Source organism: Buttiauxella izardii (assembly GCF_003601925.1).
Classification (GTDB): Bacteria; Pseudomonadota; Gammaproteobacteria; order Enterobacterales; family Enterobacteriaceae; genus Buttiauxella; species Buttiauxella izardii.
This window is the reverse complement of the sequence record NZ_QZWH01000028.1, coordinates 46,436-68,171: the sequence shown is the minus strand read 5'-3', so window position 1 is coordinate 68,171 and position 21,736 is coordinate 46,436. Positions and strand designations below refer to the sequence as shown.

Below are 21,736 nucleotides of genomic sequence, written 5' to 3'. Positions count from 1 at the left end.
ATGCCAAAGATTGTTTTTCTGCCTCATCAGGATTTGTGTCCAGAGGGTGCAGTTTTAGAAGCGAATGTCGGTGAAACGATTCTTGATGTTGCCCTGCGCAACGGTATCGAGATTGAACACGCCTGTGAAAAATCCTGTGCCTGCACCACTTGCCACTGTGTGGTGCGTGAAGGTTTCGACTCTCTTGCTGAAAGCACGGAAGACGAAGACGACATGCTGGATAAAGCCTGGGGTCTGGAACCTGAAAGCCGTTTAAGCTGCCAGGCTCGCGTAACCGATGAAGACTTAGTGGTTGAAATGCCACGCTACACCATCAACCACGCGCGCGAGCACTAACAGGAGCTGCAAATGGGACTGAAATGGACCGACAGCCGTGAGATTGGCGAGGCGCTGTATGACAGCCGCCCGGATCTTGATCCAAAAACGGTGCGCTTTACCGATATGCACCAATGGATCTGCGAACTCGAAGATTTTGACGACGAACCAGGCGCATCCAATGAAAAAGTTCTGGAAGCGATTCTGTTAGTCTGGTTAGATGAAGCGGAATAAAAATAAACGGGCTGCCTCTGGCGGCCCGTTTTTCTATGAAGCATGAGCTGAAAAGTATAAGGAAAAGAAAATGTCAGAAGCCATGAAAATCACACTTTCCACCGCGCCTGCCGATGCGCGCTGGGGCGAAAAAGCCGCGTATAGCATCAACGACGAAGGGATTACCCTGCACCTGACAGGCAAAGATGACCTGGGGTTAATCCAACGCGCCGCACGCAAAATTGACGGCCAGGGCTTGAAGCACGTGCAACTGGCGGGCGAAGGTTGGGACATCGAGAAAAGCTGGGCCTTCTGGCAGGGCTACCGCGCACCAAAAGGCACGCGCAAAGTGGAATGGGCGCAGCTTGGCGAAGCCGAGCAAAAAGAGCTGGATAACCGCCTGAAAATTATCGACTGGGTTCGCCACACCATCAACACGCCTGCCGAAGAGCTGGGGCCGGAGCAACTGGCTTCCCGCGCGGTTGACCTGCTGTGTGATGTTGCCTGCGACAACGTGTCTTACCGCATCACCAAAGGCGAAGATCTGCGCGAACAGAATTATATGGGCATCCATACTGTTGGCCGTGGTTCTGAGCGCCCACCGGTCTTGCTGGCGCTGGATTACAACCCAACGGGCAACCCGGACGCTCCGGTTTATGCGTGTCTGGTCGGCAAAGGCATCACCTTTGATTCCGGCGGTTACAGCATGAAGCAAAGCGCATTCATGGATTCCATGAAATCTGACATGGGCGGTGCGGCCACCATTACCGGTGCGCTGGCGTTTGCTATCACTCGCGGTCTGGATAAACGCGTGAAGCTGTTCCTGTGCTGCGCCGACAACCTGGTGAGCGGCAACGCATTCAAACTGGGCGACATCATTAAATATCGCAACGGCAAAACCGTTGAAGTGATGAACACCGATGCGGAAGGCCGCCTGGTGTTGGCTGATGGCCTGATTGATGCGAGCGCGCAGAAGCCAGAACTGATCATCGACTGCGCAACCTTAACCGGTGCAGCGAAAACCGCATTGGGTAACGATTACCACGCGCTGTTCAGTTTCGACGATGGGCTGGTAAACCGCCTGATGGCGAGTGCTGCGGCTGAAAACGAACCGTTCTGGCGTTTGCCGCTAGCTGAATTCCACCGCAACCAGTTGCCGTCTAACTTTGCTGAGCTGAACAACACCTCTAACGCCTCTTTCCCGGCGGGTGCCAGCACGGCGGCAGGCTTCTTGTCTCACTTCGTCGAAAACTATCACCAGGGTTGGTTGCACATTGACTGCTCCGCAACCTACCGCAAAGGCGCGGTTGAGCAGTGGTCAGCGGGCGCAACGGGCATTGGCGTGCGTGCGATTGCTAATTTGTTGACTGGTAAGTAAGTCGTTTTACCCCTCACCCGGCCCAAAATAACGTTCCCTCTCCCTGAAGGAGAGGGCCAGGGTGAGGGTTGTTTATTCCATAGAGATATTCTGGATCCCTCATGTCAGAACCAAAAAACGAACTCGAAACCCTACTTGAGCAGGCGGCAACAGAACCCGCGCACCGCCCGGCATTTTTCCGTGTGCTGCTGGAATCCACCGTTTGGGTACCAGGCGAAGCGCCACAAGATGAAACGATTGATCCGGACAGTTCAGTCGAATTGCAGCACTGGGAAAAAGACGATGGCACCTCCGTCATCCCGTTCTTCACTTCTCTGGAAGCCTTGCAACAAGCCATCAGCCATGAGCAGGCGTTTGTCGTGATGCCAGTGCGCACCCTGTTTGAAATGACCCAGGGCGCAACACTATTCCTGAATGCGAAATTGCCCACAGGTAAAGAATTCACCCCGCGTGAAATCACCCATTTAATCAGCGATGAAAGCGACCCATTAACTCAGCAAGAAGTGCTGGATGGCGGGACTTCTTTGCTACTTTCCGAAGTGGCCGAGCCTCCAGCACAAATGGTTGACTCGCTCACCACGCTGTTTAAAAACCTGAAAACGGTTAAGCGCGCGTTTATCTGCTCAATTAAAGAACGTGCCGACGAGCAGCCGAACCTGCTGATTGGTATTGAAGCGGAAGGGGAAATCGACGCGATTATTCGCCAGGCGGGAAGTGTCGCGACCGATACTTTACCGGGCGATGAGCCGGTTGATATTTGCCAGGTTGTTGAAGGTGAGAAAGGCATTAGCCACTTTATGATGGCGCACATCACACCTTTCTATGAACGCCGCTGGGGAAGTTTCCTGCGCGATTTCAAAACCAACCGCATTATTTGAGACTGCAGACAAACCTCTGCGTAGGTCGGATAAGCGCTAGCGTCATCCGACACTTTCACCTGAAAATTTATGCTGTTGCCTGCAACAGCAGTAAATCAATCAGCATCACCAGATTCGACTCAAAAGACGTAATGCCTGCGGCTTCGGCCGCATAATGAATCGCCTCGTCATACAGCGGAAAGTGCACATCGGCCAGTTCAGACAAACTGTTTGGCGATGCTCGCGTGAACGCCACAATCGACATTCCCACATTCTGCGCAATTCGCGCTTTATCCAACACCTGCTCGGTTTCACCGCTGCGTGAAATAGCAATAAACACCTGATACTTCGAGGCATTACTGAGGAAAATCCCGCGGCTATCGCCCGGCCCGGAGATAAACGCCGTTTTGCCTAATACCTGGAGTTTCTTGGTCAGGTATTCCGCGAACAAATATGAAAACCCAGCGCCGTATAAAAAGAAGCTCTCTTTTTCACGCAGTAGCGCTGAAAATTCGGCCATCAGTTCTGGCGTAACCCAACGGAAAGTTTGCCGATAATTATCCACGAAATGATCGAACAAAATCGGCAGCGTGGCGGCAGTTTCTGCTGGTTGATTAGCGATATGCGGCGTGCTGGAAAGCAGCTGTTTGCAGTGCCAGATTAACTCGCTGAAACCGCTAAATCCGAGCTTTTGGCACAACCGCATAATGGTCGCGCTGGAAACAAACGTCGCCTGGGCAAGTTCCCGCACGGTGATATTCCCTACCAGCAACGGGTGGTTGGTCAGATGCGAGAGCACGCGATATTCAGCGCGGGTTAATGATTCCCCGCGCTCAAGCAAACCTACCAGGCGGTTATCCATTACTGCGCTTGCGCCGGTTCAACCGGTAAATCAGCGCGCGCTCCCCATTCACTCCACGAACCGTCGTACAGCGAAACGCCATTCACACCCAGCGTGGTTAATGCCAACACCACAACCGCAGCCGTTACGCCGGAGCCACAGCTGGCAATAATCGGCTTATCAAAGCTCACGCCCTGACGTGTGAAAATTTCATTCAGATCGTCGGTGGTTTTCAACTGGCCGTTTTCCACCAGATCGTTCCACGGTACGTTGAAAGCACCGGGAATATGCCCACGTCGTAAACCTGGACGCGGCTCGTCCACTTGTGCGTTAAAACGTGGGGCAGGGCGGGCATCGACAATTTGCGCGGTGCCTTCGTGGCTCACCAGCAAAACATCGGTCAGGCGTTTGATCACCATCGGATCGAAATTCACGTCGAATTCGCCTTCGGGTAAATCAACATCCCCTTGCTCAAGAGGTAATTCTTCACGCTGCCAGTCGGCCAGACCCCCCGCCAGAATTGATACATTCTCAACGCCAAAAGTGCGCAGCATCCACCAGGCGCGCGGAGCGGAGAACAGATTACCTTCATCGTAAACCACCAGATGTTTGTCGCTGCTGATACCCAATTCACGCATCGCAACGGCAAAGGCTTCAGCGCGCGGCATCATATGCGGCAGAGGGCTGGTGTGGTCAGAAAGGGCTTCGATGTCGAAAAACACTGCGCCAGGCAGATGGCCTGCGCGATATTCGCCAGGCACATCTCGGTGTTCCTGGCCGGGAGGAGCCATGCGAGCATCAATAATCTGAATATTCGCATCGCTAATATGTTCTGCGAGCCAGTCGCCCGCAACGAAGAAAGTGGTGGACATGGGTGCCTCCGAATCATCATTGATTAACGGATTGTCGGTGTTTTTCAGCAAACCGACAAGCCACCATGTCCAGGTGCGCGAGGTGCCTCGTATTTATGACAAAACTAACTGACTTTTTCGCCGTCTTTCCACGCTTGTTGCAGTTTCGGCCAGTAATCGCGATTGGCTTCAATCATATCGTCGAGAATCGCTTTGGCGTGTTGCATCGTCGGCACGGTGCGGTTAAGCGTAAACGCCTGCAATGCCTTCTCATAACTGCCTTCGATGGTTGCTTCAACCAGCAATTGTTCCGAGGCTAATTGCTGCATCAGCAATGTCTGGTGGAAGAGAGGAACCGCGCCCATACGCACCGGTTCTGGCCCTTCCGAAGTGATGTAAGCTGGCACTTCTACCATCGCGTCATACGGTAGATTAGCAATCGCCCCTTTGTTTTCCACAATCACCAGGTGGCGCTGGCGTAAATCAAAGGCCAGCGAACAGGCGACGTCAACGATGAATGCACCGTGTACTCCAACATGGAACGCATCCGGCAAAATACCGGTTTTTTTGTACTCGTCGGCAGCGGCGAATAGTTTCTTCTCACGCCCATCCATCACTTCGTTAGCGCGGGTGTAATCAGGGTTTTGATGCTCAACAATGTCGTTTGGCATCAGGTAATACTGCAAATATGGGTTCGGCAAAAACTCCGGGAAATGATCCATAATCGGCTTGATATGGCGCCAGGTTTTCACCCAGGAAGGATCAGAATGCTGCGGATCGGTTTGCGCCGCATCTTCCGTGAGCAGGCCAAATTTCGCGATATGGCGGCGCAATTCCGGCAGGCGATCTTCGCCGTCAACCAAGACGCGAGTAAACCAGCCAAAGTGATTCAGGCCGAAGTAATCGACTTCTAGCTTGTGGCGATCCACACCCAGAATGGCGCCCATATTGCGCATGGCAGCAACCGGCATATCGCAAATATTCAGCACGCGAGCGTTTGGACGCAGACGGCGCACCCCTTCAGCCACAATTGCCGCCGGGTTGGAATAATTCACAATCCACGCTTTTTGATGGGCGTAGCGCTCAACAAAATCACACAGTTCAACCATCGGCAAAATGGTGCGCAAGCCATAAGCCAGCCCGCCTGGGCCGCAGGTTTCTTGCCCGACGACACCATGGCGCAATGGGATTTTTTCATCCTGCTCGCGCATTTTATATTGCCCGACGCGCATCTGAGCGAAGACGAAATGCGCACCGCTAAAGGCCACTTCCGGGTCAGTGGTGACGGTAAATTTGATGCTTTGGCTATGGTCACGAATCACTTTCTCAACCACCGGCGCAATCACTGACTGGCGCTCACCATCAATATCGTAGAGGCGAATTTCAGCTAACGGGAAATCGGCCAGGCGCACCATCAGGCTTTTAACAATGCCCGGCGTGTAAGTGCTACCGCCACCGGCAATGGACAAAATAAATGGGGGTTTAAACATCATTGACTCCTTTAGAGAAACGTCTCTACTGCTTCACGCATTTTTTTGACATGCAGCCCGTAGACCACCTGAACGTTATTACCTTGTTTAATCACCCCTTTCGCGCCAGTCGATTTCAGGCGGGGCTCGTCAATCACTGAGACATCGCGCACCGTAACTCGCAGGCGGGTGTAACAGTTGTCGACCACTTCAATATTGGCGCGGCCACCGAGGCCTTCGATAATCGCTTCGCCTAAGCCGTCGTTGCTGCCTTTGGCTTGATATTCTTGTTTGCTATACAGTTTTGTCTCTTCGTCATCGCTTTCACGGCCCGGCGTTTTCATATCGAAACGACGAATCAGGAAGCGGAACACCAGGAAGTAAATCACTGACATCGTCAGCCCGACGGCGATGTACATCGGCCAGTTGGATTTTTCGGTGCCCAGCGGCAGGTTATAAAGAATGAAATCGATAATGCCGTTGGCGCCGATGGCGTGAACGCCCAGCAGATAAAACAGCATCATGCCGATGCCCGTCAGAACGGCATGCACACCGAACAGCAGCGGGGCGACAAACAGGAAGGAAAACTCCAGCGGCTCGGTCACGCCAACCAGCATCGAGGTTAACGCTGCGGGAATAAGAATCGCTTTGGCAGCGGCTTTGCGCTCGGGCTTTGCCGTCATATACATGGCGAGAGCGGCAGCGGGCAGGCCGAACATTTTGCTGATACCACGCGCATCCCACACCACGGTGCTGCTGAGTTGATGAACGCTCGGGCAGGCCATTTCCGCGAAGTAAATATTACGCGCGCCCTGATAAATATTGCCGCAAACATCCGCCGTGCCGCCTAATTCGGTATACAGGAATGGCGTATAAACCAGGTGATGCAGGCCGGTTGGCACCAGAATACGTTCCAGGAAACCATAGATAGCCACGCCAAACGCCCCGGCACCTTTAATTGCCAGCGCCAGCGCGCTGATGCCGTGCTGAGCAAACGGCCACAGTTCGCTCATGACCACGCCGAGCAGCATCGAAACCGGCAGCATAATAATGGCGACAAAACAGTGGCCGGAATAAATCGCCATCGCCCCGGAAAACTGTACGCCGGAATAGCGATTGTATAAGTATCCCGACAGCGCTCCGGTCAGGATGCCAGCGAACACGCCCATCTCAAGCACTTGCACGCCTAAAACCATGCTTTGCCCGGCGGCGCGCATTTGGTCTGCGGGAGCGAGTTCACCTTGCAACTGTAACGTCACATTCATCGCATTGATGAAAACGATAAATGTGACCAGGCCGATCAGTGCTGCATAACCTTTATCTTTTGCCGCAAGACCGATGGGGATCCCCACGCCAAAGACCAGCGCCAGGTTTGCCAGCACTGAAACGGCAGATTTTGAGATCAGGATCCCGGTGTGTTGGATAGAGGAATGACCGAGGAAAGGGAGATATTCCGCAAGGTTACCGTTGCCTAATACATTACCAAACGCGATAAATAAACCGACGATCGGCAAAATAAGCACCGGGCCATAGAGCGACTTTCCGAAATTTTGTAGAGCATTAACGGCACTTTTCATTTAGCAGTCTCTTATTATCACTTTGGCTAAACACCGCGTTGAGGCAGCGACTCAGCACAAAATGTAGCAAGAATATTGACTGCTAATCCATCTATCTTATTGTTTTAAAAACAAATGACTCACAAGGTAACATGTAACCTTTCAGGCTGTGATCGGGCTTCCACTTTGCGACATTTGACACGCTGAAACCCTTGCACAAATAAACTTCCTCTTTGCGAGGAATCGCGCAATGCAGAATCGTCATACTTTCGTTTTTTTAATGTACCCGCATAATACAAGTAATACTGGATGGGTTAATGGGCCATATTGGCCAGGGATAAAACATGAGAATAAGACGTCTGGGTGCGCTGGCAGCAACGCTGTTGGCAGCATTGGCACTTTCAGGGTGCGATAATAATGATAAACCTCAGTCGGTGGCGAAAAGTGATGCCGCGACCCAACAACATGTTGAAAAAGCAACAAAACCTGATGCTTCACAACTCGAAAAGTTAGCCAGGGATTCAGCGGGAAAACCGTTGAAATTGCTGGATGCGTCAGAAGTACAACTTGATGGCGCAAGCACGCTGGTTCTTACATTCTCTATTCCATTAGATCCCAACCAGGATTTCTCACGCGTCGCGCATCTGGTGGATAAAACCAGTGGCAAAGTCGACGGTGCGTGGGAGCTTTCTGACTCCCTCAAAGAGTTACGTTTACGCCATCTTGAGCCTAAACGTGAATTAATACTGACTGTTGATAGCGGGCTGCTGGCGTTAAATAAAGCGACCTTCGACAGCAACTTTGAGAAGAAAATCTCAACGCGTGATATCCAGCCGAGCGTGGGCTTCGCCAGCCGTGGATCATTATTACCTACTAAGGTAATCGCGGGTTTGCCGGTGATGGCGCTTAACGTTGATAAAATCGACGTCAATTTCTACCGTATCAAAAGTGAATCCCTCGCTTCTTTTATCAGCCAGTGGCAATACAGAAACTCGGTATCTAACTGGGAATCAGACAATTTACTCAAGCTCGCAGACCTGGTTTACACCGGGCGATTTGATCTCAACCCTGCTCGCAATACCCGCGAAAAACTGCTGCTACCGCTAGGCGAAATTAAGCCGCTGCAACAGCCGGGTGTTTATATCGCAATCATGAATCAGGCGGGGCATTACAGTTATAGCAACGCGGCAACGCTGTTCACCTTAAGTGATATTGGGATCTCGGCGCACCGTTATCACGACCGTTTAGACGTGTTTACACAAAGCCTGGAAAATGGGGCTGCGCAATCCAGCGTTGAAATCACGCTGCTCAATGAGAAAGGGCAAACGCTGGCAGAGGCTAAGAGCGACGGTGATGGTCACGCCACGCTTGAAAAATCTGACAAAGGCACGTTATTGCTGGCGCGTACCGCTGAGCAAACCACGATGCTCGATTTGAGCCGCCCGGCACTGGATTTGGCTGAATTTAACATTGCCGGTGAAGCTGGTTTCAGCAAACAGTTCTTTATGTTTGGCCCACGAGATTTATATCGCCCTGGTGAAACCATGTTGCTGAATGCGCTGCTACGTGATGGCGACGGAAAACCCTTACCTGCGCAACCGGTAAAACTGGAAGTGGTCAAACCCGACGGCCAGGTCGCGAGAACGCAAGTCTGGCAGCCGGAAAACGGCCTGTATCAGTTTAACTATCCATTGAACCAGGATGTGCAAACCGGTAACTGGCAAGTGCGTGTGAATACGGGCGATAACCAGCCACGCATCTGGTCATTTAAAGTCGAAGACTTTATGCCGGAGCGCATGGCGCTCAACATCACCAACAGTAAACAACCAATAAGCCCTGACGAATCTGTGAGCTTCCAGATTACCGGGCGTTATCTATATGGCGCGCCTGCTGCCGGGAATAACCTGCAAGGTCAGTTGTTCCTGCGCCCACTGCGTGAAGCGGTTGCTGCACTGCCTGGATTCCAGTTTGGTGACATCAACGAAGAAAACCTCACCCGTAATCTGGATGAGGTTCAACTCCAGCTTGATGAACAAGGTAAAACAACGGTTAGTACCGATAGCCAATGGGATGACGTTCATTCGCCATTGCGTCTGGTATTGCAAGCGAGTTTGCTGGAGTCAGGCGGCCGCCCGGTGACGCGTCGCGCTGAACAAGCCATCTGGCCTGCCGAAGCGCTGCCGGGTATTCGTCCTCAATTTGCCAGCAAAGAAGTCTACGATTACCGCACTGACAGCACCCGAACCCAGCCGATTGTCGATGAAGACACCAGCGCTGGTTTTGACATTGTTTATACCAATGCGAAAGGGGAAAAACTGGCGGTTTCTGGCCTGGATGTGCGCCTGATTCGCGAGCGTCGTGATTACTTCTGGAGCTGGGAAGAAGGCCAGGGCTGGCAGTCGCAATATGATCAAAAAGATTTGGTTGAAGCTGAGCAGAAACTCGATCTTGCAGCAGGTGAAACGGGCAAAGTTGCTTTCCCTGTCGAGTGGGGTTCTTACCGCCTGGAAGTGCGCGACACGGATTCCGACATTGTCAGCAGTGTTCGTTTCTGGGCGGGTTACAGCTGGCAGGATAACAGTGACGGCGAAGGTGCGGTGCGCCCGGATCGCGTCACGCTGAAAATTGATAAACCGAGCTACAAAGCAGGTGACACCATCAATCTGCATATCTCTGCTCCGGCAGCAGGTAAAGGCTACGCGATGGTGGAATCCAGCGATGGCCCGCTGTGGTGGAAGGAAATCGATGTGCCAGAAAAAGGCCTGGATATTGCTATCCCGGTGGATAAAAGCTGGCAGCGCCACGACTTGTATTTGAGCACCCTGGTGATTCGTCCCGGTGATAAAAGCCGTGCCGCAACACCGAAACGTGCGGTTGGGATTTTGCATCTGCCTTTGGGGGATGAAAGCCGTCGCCTGACGCTGGCAGTCGAAGCGCCAGCGAAAATGCGTCCGAACCAAAACCTGACGGTGAAAGTTAAAACCCAGCCAATTAACGGCGAAATGCCGAAGCAAATTAACGTGCTGGTTTCGGCTGTTGATAGCGGCGTGCTGAACATTACCGACTACAAAACACCGGATCCGTGGGAAGCCTTCTTTGGCCGTAAACGCTACGGCGCGGATTTATATGATATCTACGGCCAGGTGATTGAAGGAGAAGGGCGTTTAGCCGCGCTACGCTTTGGTGGTGACGGCGACGAAGGTGATGAACTCAGCCGTGGGGGCAAAAAGCCTGTTAACCACGTCACAATCATTGCTCAGCAGGCTCAACCGGTACAACTTAACGATAAAGGCGAAGGGACGATCTCGCTGCCGATTGGTGATTTCAATGGTGAGCTGCGCGTGATGGCGCAAGCCTGGACCGATGACCGTTTTGGTGACAGCGAAAGCAAAGTGGTCGTTGCCGCACCGCTGGTTACCGAGCTCGCAGCCCCGCGCTTTATGGCAAGCGGAGATACCAGCCGAGTGGCGATGGATCTCACGAACCTGACTGATAAACCGCAAACGCTGAATATTAACCTCAATGCCAGTGGCCTGATTGCACTGGATTCTGCGCCATCGCAATCAGTGCAACTTGCACCGGGGGCGCGTAAAACGCTGTTTGTTTCAGTCCGTGGGCTGGATGGTTTTGGTGATGGACAATTAAATGCGCAAATCAGCGGCCTGAGCCTGCCTGGTGAAACGCTACCGGCGATTCAGAAGCAATGGAAATTAGGCGTACGTCCTCCGTTCCCGGCACAAAATATCAACAGCGGTACAGTGCTTGCTCCTGGTGAAGTGTGGAATATCCCACCGCAACATATTTCTGGATTGGCACCGGCCACGCTTGAAGGGCAAGTGCTGCTCAGTGGCCGCCCGCCACTCAACCTGGCTCGTTATATCCGTGAACTTAAAGCCTATCCGTATGGTTGCCTCGAACAAACAACCAGCGGACTGTTCCCATCGCTTTACACCAACCAGGCGCAGTTAGCGTCTTTGGGAATCAAAGGAACCACGGATGAACAACGCCGTGCGGCAATCGACCTGGGCATTTCACGTCTGCTGGATATGCAGCGCGACGACGGCAGTTTTGGCCTGTGGGATAAAGAAGGGCCGGAGGAATACTGGTTAACGGCTTACGTTACTGATTTCCTGGTGCGTGCGAGTGAGCAAGGTTACAGCGTCAATACCGACTCTCTGAACAAAGCCAACCAGCGCCTGCTGCGTTACCTTCAGGATTCGGGGCTGATTTCGCTGCGTTACAGCGATGATGCCGCCGCCAGTAAATTTGCGGTTCAGGCTTATGCCGGGCAAGTGCTTGCGCGCCAGCAAAAAGCTCCTTTAGGTGCGTTGCGTGAACTTTGGTCACGTCATAACAGTGCGCGTGCTGGTTTGCCGTTAGTGCAGCTTGGAGTTGCGTTGAAATTGATGGGGGATGCGCCGCGTGGCGATAAGGCTATCAATTTAGGTTTGAAAACCAATCGCAGCGACGAGCGTATCTGGATGGCTGACTACGGCAGCGAATTGCGCGATAAAGCCATGGAGCTGAGTCTGCTGGAAGAGAATAAATTGCTGCCGCAGCAGCAGAATCAATTGCTGATGGAGCTTTCAAATCTCGCTTACAGCCAACGCTGGCTTTCCACTCAGGAAAGTAACGCGTTGTTCCTGGCGGGTCGTAATTGGCAAACGGCGAAAGGTGACTGGCAATCCCAGGTGTCATTCGACGCTGAACCGCTGGCGGGGACACAATCCGTCACTCGTAATTTGAGTGCTGAAGAACTGGCAGGGTTGCAGGTAAGCAATACGGGTACAGGTAATCTTTACCTTCGTTTAGACAGTGTGGGTTATCCGCAGCAGGCTCCGGCACCGTATAGCAATGTGTTGCACATTGAGCGCCATTTCCTCGATGCAAAAGGCAACAGCAAATCGTTGTCGCAACTGAAAAGTGGTGAGTTGGTGATGGTTTGGCTGGACGTGTGGGCAGATAAAAATGTGCCGGATGCGCTGGTAGTGGATTTGTTGCCTGCCGGGCTGGAACTGGAAAACCAGAATCTTTCTGATAGCAGCGCAAGTCTGAACGACAGTGATAGTCAGGTTCAGGGATTACTGAACCAAATGCAGCAAGCGGATATTCAGCATATGGAATTCCGTGACGACCGCTTTGTGGCTGCATTGCCGCTGAACGAAAGTCAGCATGCAACGCTGGTTTATCTGGCTCGCGCTGTGACACCTGGAACTTATTCGGTGCCAGTATCGCAGGTTGAGTCGATGTATGTACCGCAATGGCGGGCAACGGGAGCCAGCACAGGCATGCTGACTATCCATCCATAACAGGCTGAAGCAAGTGCGAAAGCCTTTACGTTGGCGGCACCGCTATTTGTGGCTGGTGCTGCCACTTATTTTCTTGCTGGGTGTTTGGTTGGCGGACCGGCTTTGGCCGCTTCCGCTATCTCAGGCGAACCCAGCGCGAGTCGTCGTCGCCGCTGATGGCACGCCGTTATGGCGCTTTGCAGATGAGAATGGCATCTGGCGTTATCCGGTTACTCTCAAAGATGTTTCTCCGCGCTATCTGGAAGCCCTGATCAACTATGAAGATCGTTGGTTTTGGGATCATCCGGGGATCAACCCGCTGTCGATTATTCGTGCGGCCTGGCAGGATCTTATCAGTGGCAGAGTGATTTCGGGTGGCAGCACTTTGACGATGCAAGTGGCTCGTTTGCTCGATCCTCATCCGCGTACATTTGGTGGCAAGGTTCGCCAGGTGTGGCGAGCGTTGCAACTTGAGTGGTATCTCTCAAAAGAACAAATCCTCACGCTTTATCTCAATCGAGCCCCTTTTGGCGGCACGTTACAGGGCGTCGGGGCCGCCAGTTGGGTTTATCTCGGAAAATCCCCGCAACAGTTAAGTTATGCAGAAGCTGCCTTATTAGCGGTGCTCCCGCAGGCACCTAGCCGTTTGCGTCCGGATCGTTGGCCTGAGCGTGCGCAAGCGGCGCGTAATAAAGTGCTTATGCGAATGGCGGAACAAGCCGTCTGGGAACCGCAGCAGGTAAAAGAATCTCTGGAAGAACCGGTCTGGCTCGCCTCACGCCAGATACCGCAGTTAGCGCCGTTACTCTCGCGTTATCTGGTGAACCGCAGCAAGGCACAGAAAATAACCACAACGCTGGATGCGTCGTTACAGCGCCAACTCGAAGAGCTGGCCTTGAACTGGAAAGCCCGACTTCCGCCGCGTTCATCATTGGCGATACTGGTTGTTGACCACACCACCATGGACGTTCGCGGTTGGGTGGGTTCAGTCGATATCAACGATCAAAGCCGCTTCGGGCATGTTGATATGGTGACGGCGATTCGCTCACCAGGCTCGGTGCTGAAGCCGTTTGTCTATGGCATGGCGCTGGATGATGGGCTGATTCATGCCACATCCTTGTTACAGGATGTCCCCCGGCGTTTTGGCGATTATCGCCCTGGGAATTTCGACACTGGCTTTCATGGCCCGGTGAGTATGAGTGAAGCGTTGGTTCGTTCACTTAATCTCCCGGCGGTTCAGGTTCTTGAGGCGTATGGCCCAAAGCGTTTTGCCGCGCAATTGCGAAATGTCGGTCTTGATCTGCGTTTTCCTGCTGGAAGCGAACCGAATCTTTCGTTAATTCTTGGCGGAGGAGGGGCGCGACTTGACCAGATTGTTGCAGCGTATAGCGCCTTTGCTCGTCATGGTCGTGCAGCTCAACTGCGCTTGCAGCCTGAACAGCCGCTCATCGAACGCCCATTAATGTCAGCCGGAGCGGCCTGGATTATCCGTCGAATTCTGGCGGGTGAAGCACAACCACAATCGGATGCGACCTTGCCCGCAGTCGTGCCTTTAGCCTGGAAAACCGGCACCAGTTATGGCTACCGCGATGCGTGGGCTGTTGGTGTGGCCCCTCGTTATCTGATTGGCATCTGGACTGGTCGCCCGGACAGCACTCCGGTTGCCGGGCAGTTCGGAACGGGCAGCGCCATTCCGCTGCTAAACCAGGTGAACAATTTGCTGCAAGCCAGTTCAGCCGTACAACAAGCGCGTCTGCCGGTTGACCCTCGCCCGGCGGCTGTTTCTGAAGGGCAAATTTGCTGGCCGGGTGGGCAAAATCTGACTGACGGAGACAGCAATTGCCGACGTAGATTAACGAGTTGGTTGTTGGATAACAGCCAGCCACCGACGCTTGAAGCGCCGGGTCAGGAGGGCGTGCAGGGAGCAAGGAAAGTCGTCTGGTTAGACGAACATGGCAAGCAGGTGGCGGCTGATTGCCCGGGCGCGACGCAACAAACCCTTTCATTGTGGCCGTTACCGCTCGAGCCATGGTTGCCTGCAAGTGAAAGAAGAGCCGCGCGTTTACCTCCGGTGTCAGAGCAATGTCCACCCATACAGAAAGATGAAGTTACGCCTTTATTGTTGTTAGGCGTTCGTGAGGGCGCTATTTTGAAGCGTCTTCCCGGCGAACTGAGCTTAGCGCTTCGCCTGAGTGCTCAGGGTGGCCAAGGAAATCGCTGGTGGTTTTTGAACGGCGAGCCAGTGGGGGACAGTAGTAACGGAATCGCGCTCAGTCTTGATAAACCGGGGGCGTATCAGATTCTGGTGCTCGATGAGGCAGGGCAAATTGCGGCAGCTCATTTCACATTGCAGTAGAGCGATAGTCTAATTTTTAGACGTTTGCATTATTATGTTGCCGACATTCATCTTATTTTAAAAAAATGTTACCTGCATCCATATGCAATGCAAGAGTTGCTCATTATAATCGGCGCCAAATCATAACCGGTTATCCCACCAGGGACCGGGCAAACAGAACAGACAGAGGTAATCATGGCTATTGAACGTACTTTTTCCATCATCAAACCAAACGCGGTGGCAAAAAACGTTATTGGTAACATTTATGCTCGTTTTGAATCCGCAGGGTTTAAGATTGTTGGCGCAAAAATGCTGCACCTGACTTCCGAGCAGGCTCAGGGTTTCTATGCTGAGCACGAAGGCAAACCTTTCTTCGACGGCCTGGTTGCTTTCATGACCTCCGGCCCAATCATGGTTAGCGTTCTGGAAGGCGAAAATGCCGTTCAGCGTCACCGTGACATTCTGGGTGCAACCAACCCAGCTAACGCACTGGCTGGAACTCTGCGTGCAGATTACGCTGACAGCTTCACCGAAAACGGTACTCACGGTTCCGATTCTATAGAATCAGCTACCCGTGAAATCGCGTACTTCTTCGCTGAAGGCGAAGTGTGCCCGCGTACACGTTAATAAATTCTTTCTGTTAAGCGACCGTTACATTTATTTATCGGTACTTCGCTTTCAGTCATGGCATCTGTGCCATAGAATTTGTACAATGCTGCGCCCCGGACGAGCCTGCTCTCCGGGGCGTATCTTTTTTTAACCCACCTGGGGCCGTAACGTGTAACAACGAGGCCGGAAGAAATTATGTCAGAACAAATTGTCACTCCTGAGACACCAGTTTCAGTCATTTCTAACAAGTCAGAAAAAATTAACCTGTTGGATCTCAACCGCCAGCAACTGCGTGAGTTCTTCGCTGATATGGGCGAAAAACCCTTCCGCGCCGATCAAGTCATGAAATGGATGTATCACTATTGCAGTGATGACTTCGACGACATGACCGACATCAACAAAGTCCTGCGTAACAAACTTAAAGAAGTTGCTGAGATCCGTGCACCTGAAGTGGCTGAAGAGCAGCGTTCAGCTGATGGCACCATTAAATGGGCTATCAAAATTGCCGATCAGCTGGTGGAAACCGTGTATATCCCGGAAGAAGACCGCGCCACGTTGTGTGTTTCTTCGCAAGTGGGTTGTGCTCTGGAATGCAAATTCTGTTCTACCGCTCAGCAAGGTTTTAACCGTAACCTGCGTGTTTCTGAAATCATCGGCCAGGTCTGGCGTGCAGCGAAAATTATCGGTGCGCAAAAGAAAACCGGCGTTCGTCCGATCACCAACGTGGTGATGATGGGCATGGGTGAGCCACTGCTGAACCTGAACAACGTGGTTCCGGCAATGGAAATCATGCTGGATGATTTCGGCTTTGGTCTTTCCAAACGCCGCGTAACGCTTTCGACTTCTGGTGTGGTTCCTGCTCTCGATAAATTGGGCGACATGATTGATGTGGCATTGGCCATTTCTCTGCATGCTCCGACCGATGATATTCGCGACGAAATCATGCCAATCAACAAAAAGTACAACATCGAGACTTTCCTGGCTGCGGTTCGCCGTTATCTGGAGAAATCCAATGCCAACCAAGGCCGCGTCACCGTAGAGTACGTTCTGCTGGATCACGTGAACGATGGTACTGACCATGCGCATCAACTGGCAGAATGCCTGAAAGATACGCCATGTAAGATTAACCTGATCCCATGGAACCCGTTCCCGGGCGCGCCGTATGGCCGTAGCTCTAACAGCCGTATTGACCGTTTCTCAAAAGTATTAATGAGTTATGGCTTTACAACCATCGTGCGTAAAACACGCGGTGATGATATTGACGCGGCATGTGGTCAGTTGGCTGGTGAAGTTATCGACCGCACCAAACGTACGTTGCGTAAACGTATGCAAGGTGAACCTATTGATGTTAAAGCAGTCTGATTAGCGTTCCAATAAATCAGATTCGTGCCGCGCGGCAATGTCGCTTCGTGGCACAAAAAACACATAGTGATCTCTTGCAGTTATGCAAGTTTCGCGAGTGTCTTTAAGATTAATAATTACGGTGCGTTTCACTGCCTTTTAAGGCAGTATGTAGCGGTACAACAATAGTTTAGGCGTATCTATTTGAGCCATCACATTCGCAATCCGCTGACAACATTAAAAATGGTGTCTATGGTTAACTCAACGGTGATGAAGTTGTTCATGTGAAGCGGTTCGTTTATGTGAACAAGTTGTTTGAACTAAATGTTATGTTGTCTGAAGGTGTTGCCTTCAGAACACAAATTTGTTTCGCGGAGCGGGAGAATGTGGCGTAGCGGAAATGCTGTGCGACAAGGCTCCTGCCTAATTCCTCAATCGAACAGTTCCAGCAGTTGTAGCTAATGAATACTGAAGCCACTCACGAATCAAATGCAGCAAAAACTACGGGTGAACGTTTACGTGTTGCCCGCGAAGAACTCGGTCTGACCCAACAAGCCGTGGCGGAACGCCTGTGCCTGAAAGTTTCTACCGTTCGGGATATTGAAGATGACACGGCGCCTGCTGAGTTAGCGTCTACCTTCCTGCGTGGTTATATCCGCTCTTATGCACGTCTGGTGCGTATTCCGGAAGAAGAACTGTTGCCAATGATGGAAAAACAAGCACCGATCAGAGCAGCGAAAGTGGCTCCGATGCAAAGTTTTTCTCTGGGGAAACGCCGTAAGAAACGTGACGGTTGGTTGATGAGCTTTACCTGGCTCATTTTGTTTGTCGTCGTCGGCCTGACGGGTGCATGGTGGTGGCAAAACCACAAAGCGCAGCAGGAAGAAATCTCGACAATGGCGGATCAATCTTCAGCTGAGCTTTCCGCCAGCAACAGTAACTCTCAGTCAGTGCCGTTGAATACGGGTGATTCATCGACTACCGATACCTCTGCACAGCAACCTGTGCAGACTCCTGCGCCGCAATCTGCTCCAGCGACTGATTCAACGCAAAGTCTGACTCCATCAGCAACGGCTCAGCAAACCACACCGGCGGATTCTTCCGCAGTTGTGTCGCCAAGCCAGGCTCCGGTCGACAATGCGCAGGCCACGACGGCTCCAGCATCAAACACGGCGTTGCCAACCGATCAAGCTGCTGTAACAACGACTCCAGCGGCTGATCCGAACGCATTAGTCATGAATTTTAACGCTGATTGCTGGTTGGAAGTGACCGATGCAACCGGGAAAAAATTGTTCAGCGGTATGCAGCGTAAAGACGGCAATTTAAATTTAGCGGGCCAGGCACCGTATAAGTTGAAAATTGGCGCTCCGGCAGCGGTACAAATTCAGTTCCAGGGTAAACCTGTCGACCTGAGTCGTTTTATCAGAACTAGCCAGGTTGCACGTCTGACAGTAAGCGCTGAATAATCGCAGCCAGCATGACGCGTAATTGTGGAGATTTGTAATGCATAATGAAGCCCCAATTCAACGTAGAAAATCCAAACGGATCTACGTCGGGAATGTGCCAATCGGCGACGGGGCACCGATCGCCGTTCAGTCAATGACTAACACCCGTACAACGGATGTTGAAGCTACTGTCAATCAGATCAAAGCGTTAGAAAGAGTCGGTGCAGATATCGTTCGTATATCTATACCGACGATGGACGCGGCAGAAGCCTTTAAGCTTATCAAACAGCAGGTCAATGTCCCGTTGGTCGCTGATATCCATTTTGACTATCGTATCGCCCTCAAAGTCGCTGAGTATGGTGTCGATTGTCTGCGTATCAACCCAGGTAACATTGGCAGCGAAGAGCGTATTCGTTCAGTCGTCGATTGCGCCCGGGACAAAAACATCCCTATCCGTATCGGTGTTAACGCCGGATCGCTGGAAAAAGATCTCCAGGAAAAGTATGGCGAGCCGACACCACAGGCGTTGCTGGAATCAGCAATGCGTCATGTGGATCATCTGGATCGTCTCAACTTTGATCAATTCAAAGTTAGCGTTAAAGCCTCCGATGTTTTCCTCGCTGTAGAATCTTACCGTTTACTGGCTAAGCAGATTGATCAACCGCTGCATCTCGGGATCACCGAGGCGGGCGGCATGCGTAGTGGTTCGGTGAAATCAGCAATTGGCTTAGGTTTACTGCTTTCTGAAGGTATCGGTGACACGCTGCGTGTTTCACTGGCCGCCGACCCGGTTGAAGAAATCAAGGTCGGTTTCGACATTCTGAAATCTTTGCGCATTCGCGCTCGCGGTATTAACTTTATCGCCTGCCCGACCTGTTCGCGCCAGGAGTTCGATGTTATCGGAACGGTTAACGCACTCGAACAACGCCTGGAAGATATCATCACGCCGATGGATGTTTCGATTATTGGCTGTGTGGTGAACGGGCCGGGTGAAGCGTTAGTGTCCACTTTGGGTGTCACTGGCGGTCACAAGAAAAGCGGTTTCTACGAAGACGGTGTGCGTCAGAAAGAACGAATGGATAACGAAAACATGATTGCGCAGCTTGAAGCGCGTATTCGTGCCAAGGCTTCCATGCTTGATGAATCACAGCGTATTAGTATCCAGCAGTTGGAAAAATAGTGCGAAACATGGGAAGCATTCGGCTTCCCGTGTATGATTGAACCCGCCAGACGTTTTGCTCACGCAAACAGTCTGATTTCGGGTTCATTTTTTGTATAAATTCGGTAGAGAATAAACGTGGCAAAAAACATTCAAGCCATCCGCGGCATGAACGATTACCTGCCTGGCGAAACCGCCATCTGGCAGCGCATTGAAGGCATTCTGAAACAGGTGCTCGGCAGCTACGGTTACAGTGAAATCCGTTTGCCGATTGTAGAGCAGACCCCGTTATTCAAACGCGCCATCGGTGAAGTCACCGACGTGGTTGAAAAAGAGATGTATACCTTTGAGGACCGCAACGGCGATAGCCTGACTCTGCGTCCTGAAGGCACCGCGGGCTGCGTGCGTGCCGGTATCGAACATGGTCTTCTGTACAATCAGGAACAGCGCTTGTGGTACATCGGGCCGATGTTCCGCCATGAGCGTCCGCAAAAAGGACGCTATCGCCAGTTCAATCAGTTGGGTGTTGAAGTCTTTGGTCTGCAAGGGCCAGATATTGACGCCGAGCTGATCATGCTGACCGCTCGTTGGTGGCGTGCGCTGGGTATCGACCAGCACGTTAGCCTTGAGCTGAACTCTATTGGTTCGCTGGAAGCTCGCGCTAACTACCGCGATGCGTTAGTGGCATTCCTTGAGCAGCATAAAGAAAAGCTTGATGAAGATTGCCAGCGTCGCATGTACAGCAACCCACTGCGCGTGCTGGATTCCAAAAATCCAGAAGTGCAGGCTTTGCTGGATGACGCTCCAACGCTGGGCGATTATCTGGACGAAGAGTCCCGTGAACACTTCGCAGGCTTGTGCCAGTACCTTGATGCTGCCGGTATCGCATATACCGTGAATCAGCGCCTGGTGCGCGGCCTGGACTACTACAATCGCACCGTTTTCGAATGGGTGACCAGCAGCCTGGGTTCACAGGGCACCGTTTGTGCTGGCGGCCGTTACGACGGATTAGTCGAGCAACTCGGTGGTCGCGCGGCACCTGCTGTTGGTTTTGCGATGGGCCTTGAGCGTCTTGTTTTACTGGTTCAGGCTATTAATCCGGAATTTAAAGCAGAATCTGTTGTCGATATTTACCTGATATCGTCAGGTCAGGGAACGCAAGCTGCGGCAATGCTGTTAGCTGAGCAATTGCGTGACCAGGTCCCGGCTATCAAGCTGATGACCAACTACGGCGGTGGCAACTTCAAGAAACAGTTCGTCCGTGCAGATAAGTGGGGCGCTCGTGCGGCTCTGGTGCTGGGTGAAACAGAAGTCGCAAATGGTCAGGTGGTCGTGAAGGATCTGCGCACAGGTGAGCAAACTACCGTTGAACAAGCTAACGCGGTCGCTCATTTGCAGGCGCTACTGGGTTAATTTCCCCAGTGATTAATCGTTAAGGAGAAGGACTGCGTGGAAATTTACGAAAACGATAACGAGCAGGTTGAAGCGGTAAAACGTTTTTTTGCTGAAAATGGCAAAGCGCTGGTAGTGGGTGTCGTTCTGGGTATTGGCGCACTGGTTGGCTGGCGTTACTGGAACGGTCATCAAGCTGAAAGCGCAATGGCTTCTTCTCTGGAATATCAAACGGTAACCGAGGCTGTGCGTGCAGATAATCCTGCGACGCTGAGTGCGGCTGAGAAATTTGCTGCTGGCACCAAAAATACTTATGGTGCTCTGGCGGCATTAGAATTAGCGCAGAAGTATGCGGATAACAACGACCTCGCGAAAGCGGCAGCTCAATTGCAGCAAGGTCTGGCAAATACGACTGATGAAAACCTGCAGGCGTTGATCAATGCGCGTCTGGCTCGTGTTCAAATTCAACAAAAGCAATCTGATGCAGCGCTGAAAACCCTCGACAGTATTAAAGGTGAAGGTTGGGTAGCGATTGTTGCTGATTTGCGCGGTGAAGCGCTGCTCAGCAAAGGGGACAAGCAAGGTGCACGCGATGCGTGGAGCAAAGGCTCAAACACTGACGCTTCTCCAGCCCTGCGCGAAATGATGCAGATGAAAATTAATAATTTGTCGAGCTAAGAGGGACCC

General features: G+C 52.1%; 16 protein-coding genes. 12 read left to right on the top strand and 4 right to left on the bottom strand.

What is annotated here, in order from left to right; all coding sequences use genetic code 11:
* The 4 genes from fdx to sseB all read left to right on the top strand — a co-directional run bounded on the left by fdx (position 1) and on the right by sseB (position 2,784).
* Positions 1–336 (top strand): ISC system 2Fe-2S type ferredoxin, encoded by a 336-nt coding sequence (fdx, locus tag D6029_RS13575; protein ID WP_120065264.1) that lies wholly within the window; start codon positions 1–3, stop codon positions 334–336.
* 12 nt (positions 337–348) lie between these two features.
* Positions 349–549: a Fe-S cluster assembly protein IscX gene (gene iscX / locus D6029_RS13570; RefSeq protein ID WP_120065263.1), complete on the top strand. Its 201-nt coding sequence runs from the start codon at positions 349–351 to the stop codon at positions 547–549.
* A 70-nt stretch (positions 550–619) separates the two neighbouring features.
* Positions 620–1,906: an aminopeptidase PepB gene (gene pepB, locus D6029_RS13565; protein WP_120065262.1), complete on the top strand. Its 1,287-nt coding sequence runs from the start codon at positions 620–622 to the stop codon at positions 1,904–1,906.
* A gap of 101 nt (positions 1,907–2,007) precedes the next feature.
* Positions 2,008–2,784 carry an enhanced serine sensitivity protein SseB gene (sseB, locus tag D6029_RS13560; RefSeq protein WP_120065261.1) on the top strand — a complete coding sequence of 259 codons (777 nt, stop codon included), beginning with the start codon at positions 2,008–2,010 and terminating at the stop codon, positions 2,782–2,784.
* Positions 2,785–2,851: 67 nt separating this feature from the next.
* On the opposite strand, the gene D6029_RS13555 is transcribed toward sseB, so the two are convergent.
* From D6029_RS13555 to D6029_RS13540, 4 genes are all read right to left on the bottom strand, one after another.
* Entirely contained in the window at positions 2,852–3,625 is a 774-nt protein-coding gene (locus D6029_RS13555) for a MurR/RpiR family transcriptional regulator (protein ID WP_120065260.1), read from the bottom strand.
* Entirely contained in the window at positions 3,625–4,476 is an 852-nt protein-coding gene (gene sseA, locus D6029_RS13550; RefSeq protein WP_120065259.1) for a 3-mercaptopyruvate sulfurtransferase, read from the bottom strand. The genes D6029_RS13555 and sseA overlap by 1 nt, the downstream gene beginning before the upstream one ends.
* A gap of 104 nt (positions 4,477–4,580) precedes the next feature.
* Complete coding sequence (locus D6029_RS13545; protein ID WP_120065258.1) at positions 4,581–5,945, bottom strand: 6-phospho-alpha-glucosidase; 1,365 nt, start codon at positions 5,943–5,945, stop codon at positions 4,581–4,583.
* 11 nt (positions 5,946–5,956) lie between these two features.
* Positions 5,957–7,501, bottom strand: coding sequence for a PTS transporter subunit EIIC (locus tag D6029_RS13540; protein WP_120065257.1), 1,545 nt, complete (start codon positions 7,499–7,501; stop codon positions 5,957–5,959).
* Positions 7,502–7,824: 323 nt separating this feature from the next.
* On the opposite strand from D6029_RS13540, the gene D6029_RS13535 reads away from it, so the two are divergent.
* The 8 genes from D6029_RS13535 (at position 7,825) to D6029_RS13500 (ending at position 21,727) form a co-directional block, all read left to right on the top strand.
* Positions 7,825–12,789, top strand: a complete 4,965-nt coding sequence (locus D6029_RS13535; RefSeq protein ID WP_120065256.1) for an alpha-2-macroglobulin family protein — start codon at positions 7,825–7,827, stop codon at positions 12,787–12,789.
* A gap of 46 nt (positions 12,790–12,835) precedes the next feature.
* Positions 12,836–15,124: a peptidoglycan glycosyltransferase PbpC gene (gene pbpC, locus D6029_RS13530; RefSeq protein ID WP_418230263.1), complete on the top strand. Its 2,289-nt coding sequence runs from the start codon at positions 12,836–12,838 to the stop codon at positions 15,122–15,124.
* Between the two features lie 174 nt (positions 15,125–15,298).
* Positions 15,299–15,730 (top strand): nucleoside-diphosphate kinase, encoded by a 432-nt coding sequence (gene ndk / locus D6029_RS13525; protein WP_120065254.1) that lies wholly within the window; start codon positions 15,299–15,301, stop codon positions 15,728–15,730.
* 177 nt (positions 15,731–15,907) lie between these two features.
* Entirely contained in the window at positions 15,908–17,074 is a 1,167-nt protein-coding gene (rlmN, locus tag D6029_RS13520) for a dual-specificity RNA methyltransferase RlmN (protein WP_120065253.1), read from the top strand.
* Between the two features lie 440 nt (positions 17,075–17,514).
* The gene (gene rodZ, locus D6029_RS13515; RefSeq protein WP_120065252.1) at positions 17,515–18,519 is read left to right on the top strand and encodes a cytoskeleton protein RodZ; all 1,005 of its coding nucleotides are present in this window, start codon (positions 17,515–17,517) and stop codon (positions 18,517–18,519) included.
* A 37-nt stretch (positions 18,520–18,556) separates the two neighbouring features.
* The gene (gene ispG, locus D6029_RS13510; RefSeq protein WP_120065251.1) at positions 18,557–19,678 is read left to right on the top strand and encodes a flavodoxin-dependent (E)-4-hydroxy-3-methylbut-2-enyl-diphosphate synthase; all 1,122 of its coding nucleotides are present in this window, start codon (positions 18,557–18,559) and stop codon (positions 19,676–19,678) included.
* 117 nt (positions 19,679–19,795) lie between these two features.
* A complete protein-coding gene (hisS, locus tag D6029_RS13505) occupies positions 19,796–21,070 on the top strand; it encodes a histidine--tRNA ligase (protein WP_120065250.1) in 1,275 nt (424 codons plus the stop codon).
* A gap of 36 nt (positions 21,071–21,106) precedes the next feature.
* On the top strand, positions 21,107–21,727 hold the full coding sequence (locus D6029_RS13500) for a YfgM family protein (RefSeq protein WP_120065249.1): 621 nt from the start codon (positions 21,107–21,109) through the stop codon (positions 21,725–21,727).
* The last annotated feature ends 9 nt before the right edge of the window (positions 21,728–21,736 follow it).

What these genes read in the sequence shown, in the direction of transcription:
- fdx (WP_120065264.1), top strand. Translation starts at nt 1, where the DNA reads ATGCCAAAGATTGTTTTTCTGCCTCATCAGGATTTGTGTCCAGAGGGT.
- iscX (WP_120065263.1), top strand. Translation starts at nt 349, where the DNA reads ATGGGACTGAAATGGACCGACAGCCGTGAGATTGGCGAGGCGCTGTAT.
- pepB (WP_120065262.1), top strand. Translation starts at nt 620, where the DNA reads ATGTCAGAAGCCATGAAAATCACACTTTCCACCGCGCCTGCCGATGCG.
- sseB (WP_120065261.1), top strand. Translation starts at nt 2,008, where the DNA reads ATGTCAGAACCAAAAAACGAACTCGAAACCCTACTTGAGCAGGCGGCA.
- D6029_RS13555 (WP_120065260.1), bottom strand. Translation starts at nt 3,625, where the DNA reads ATGGATAACCGCCTGGTAGGTTTGCTTGAGCGCGGGGAATCATTAACC.
- sseA (WP_120065259.1), bottom strand. Translation starts at nt 4,476, where the DNA reads ATGTCCACCACTTTCTTCGTTGCGGGCGACTGGCTCGCAGAACATATT.
- D6029_RS13545 (WP_120065258.1), bottom strand. Translation starts at nt 5,945, where the DNA reads ATGTTTAAACCCCCATTTATTTTGTCCATTGCCGGTGGCGGTAGCACT.
- D6029_RS13540 (WP_120065257.1), bottom strand. Translation starts at nt 7,501, where the DNA reads ATGAAAAGTGCCGTTAATGCTCTACAAAATTTCGGAAAGTCGCTCTAT.
- D6029_RS13535 (WP_120065256.1), top strand. Translation starts at nt 7,825, where the DNA reads ATGAGAATAAGACGTCTGGGTGCGCTGGCAGCAACGCTGTTGGCAGCA.
- ndk (WP_120065254.1), top strand. Translation starts at nt 15,299, where the DNA reads ATGGCTATTGAACGTACTTTTTCCATCATCAAACCAAACGCGGTGGCA.
- rlmN (WP_120065253.1), top strand. Translation starts at nt 15,908, where the DNA reads ATGTCAGAACAAATTGTCACTCCTGAGACACCAGTTTCAGTCATTTCT.
- rodZ (WP_120065252.1), top strand. Translation starts at nt 17,515, where the DNA reads ATGAATACTGAAGCCACTCACGAATCAAATGCAGCAAAAACTACGGGT.
- ispG (WP_120065251.1), top strand. Translation starts at nt 18,557, where the DNA reads ATGCATAATGAAGCCCCAATTCAACGTAGAAAATCCAAACGGATCTAC.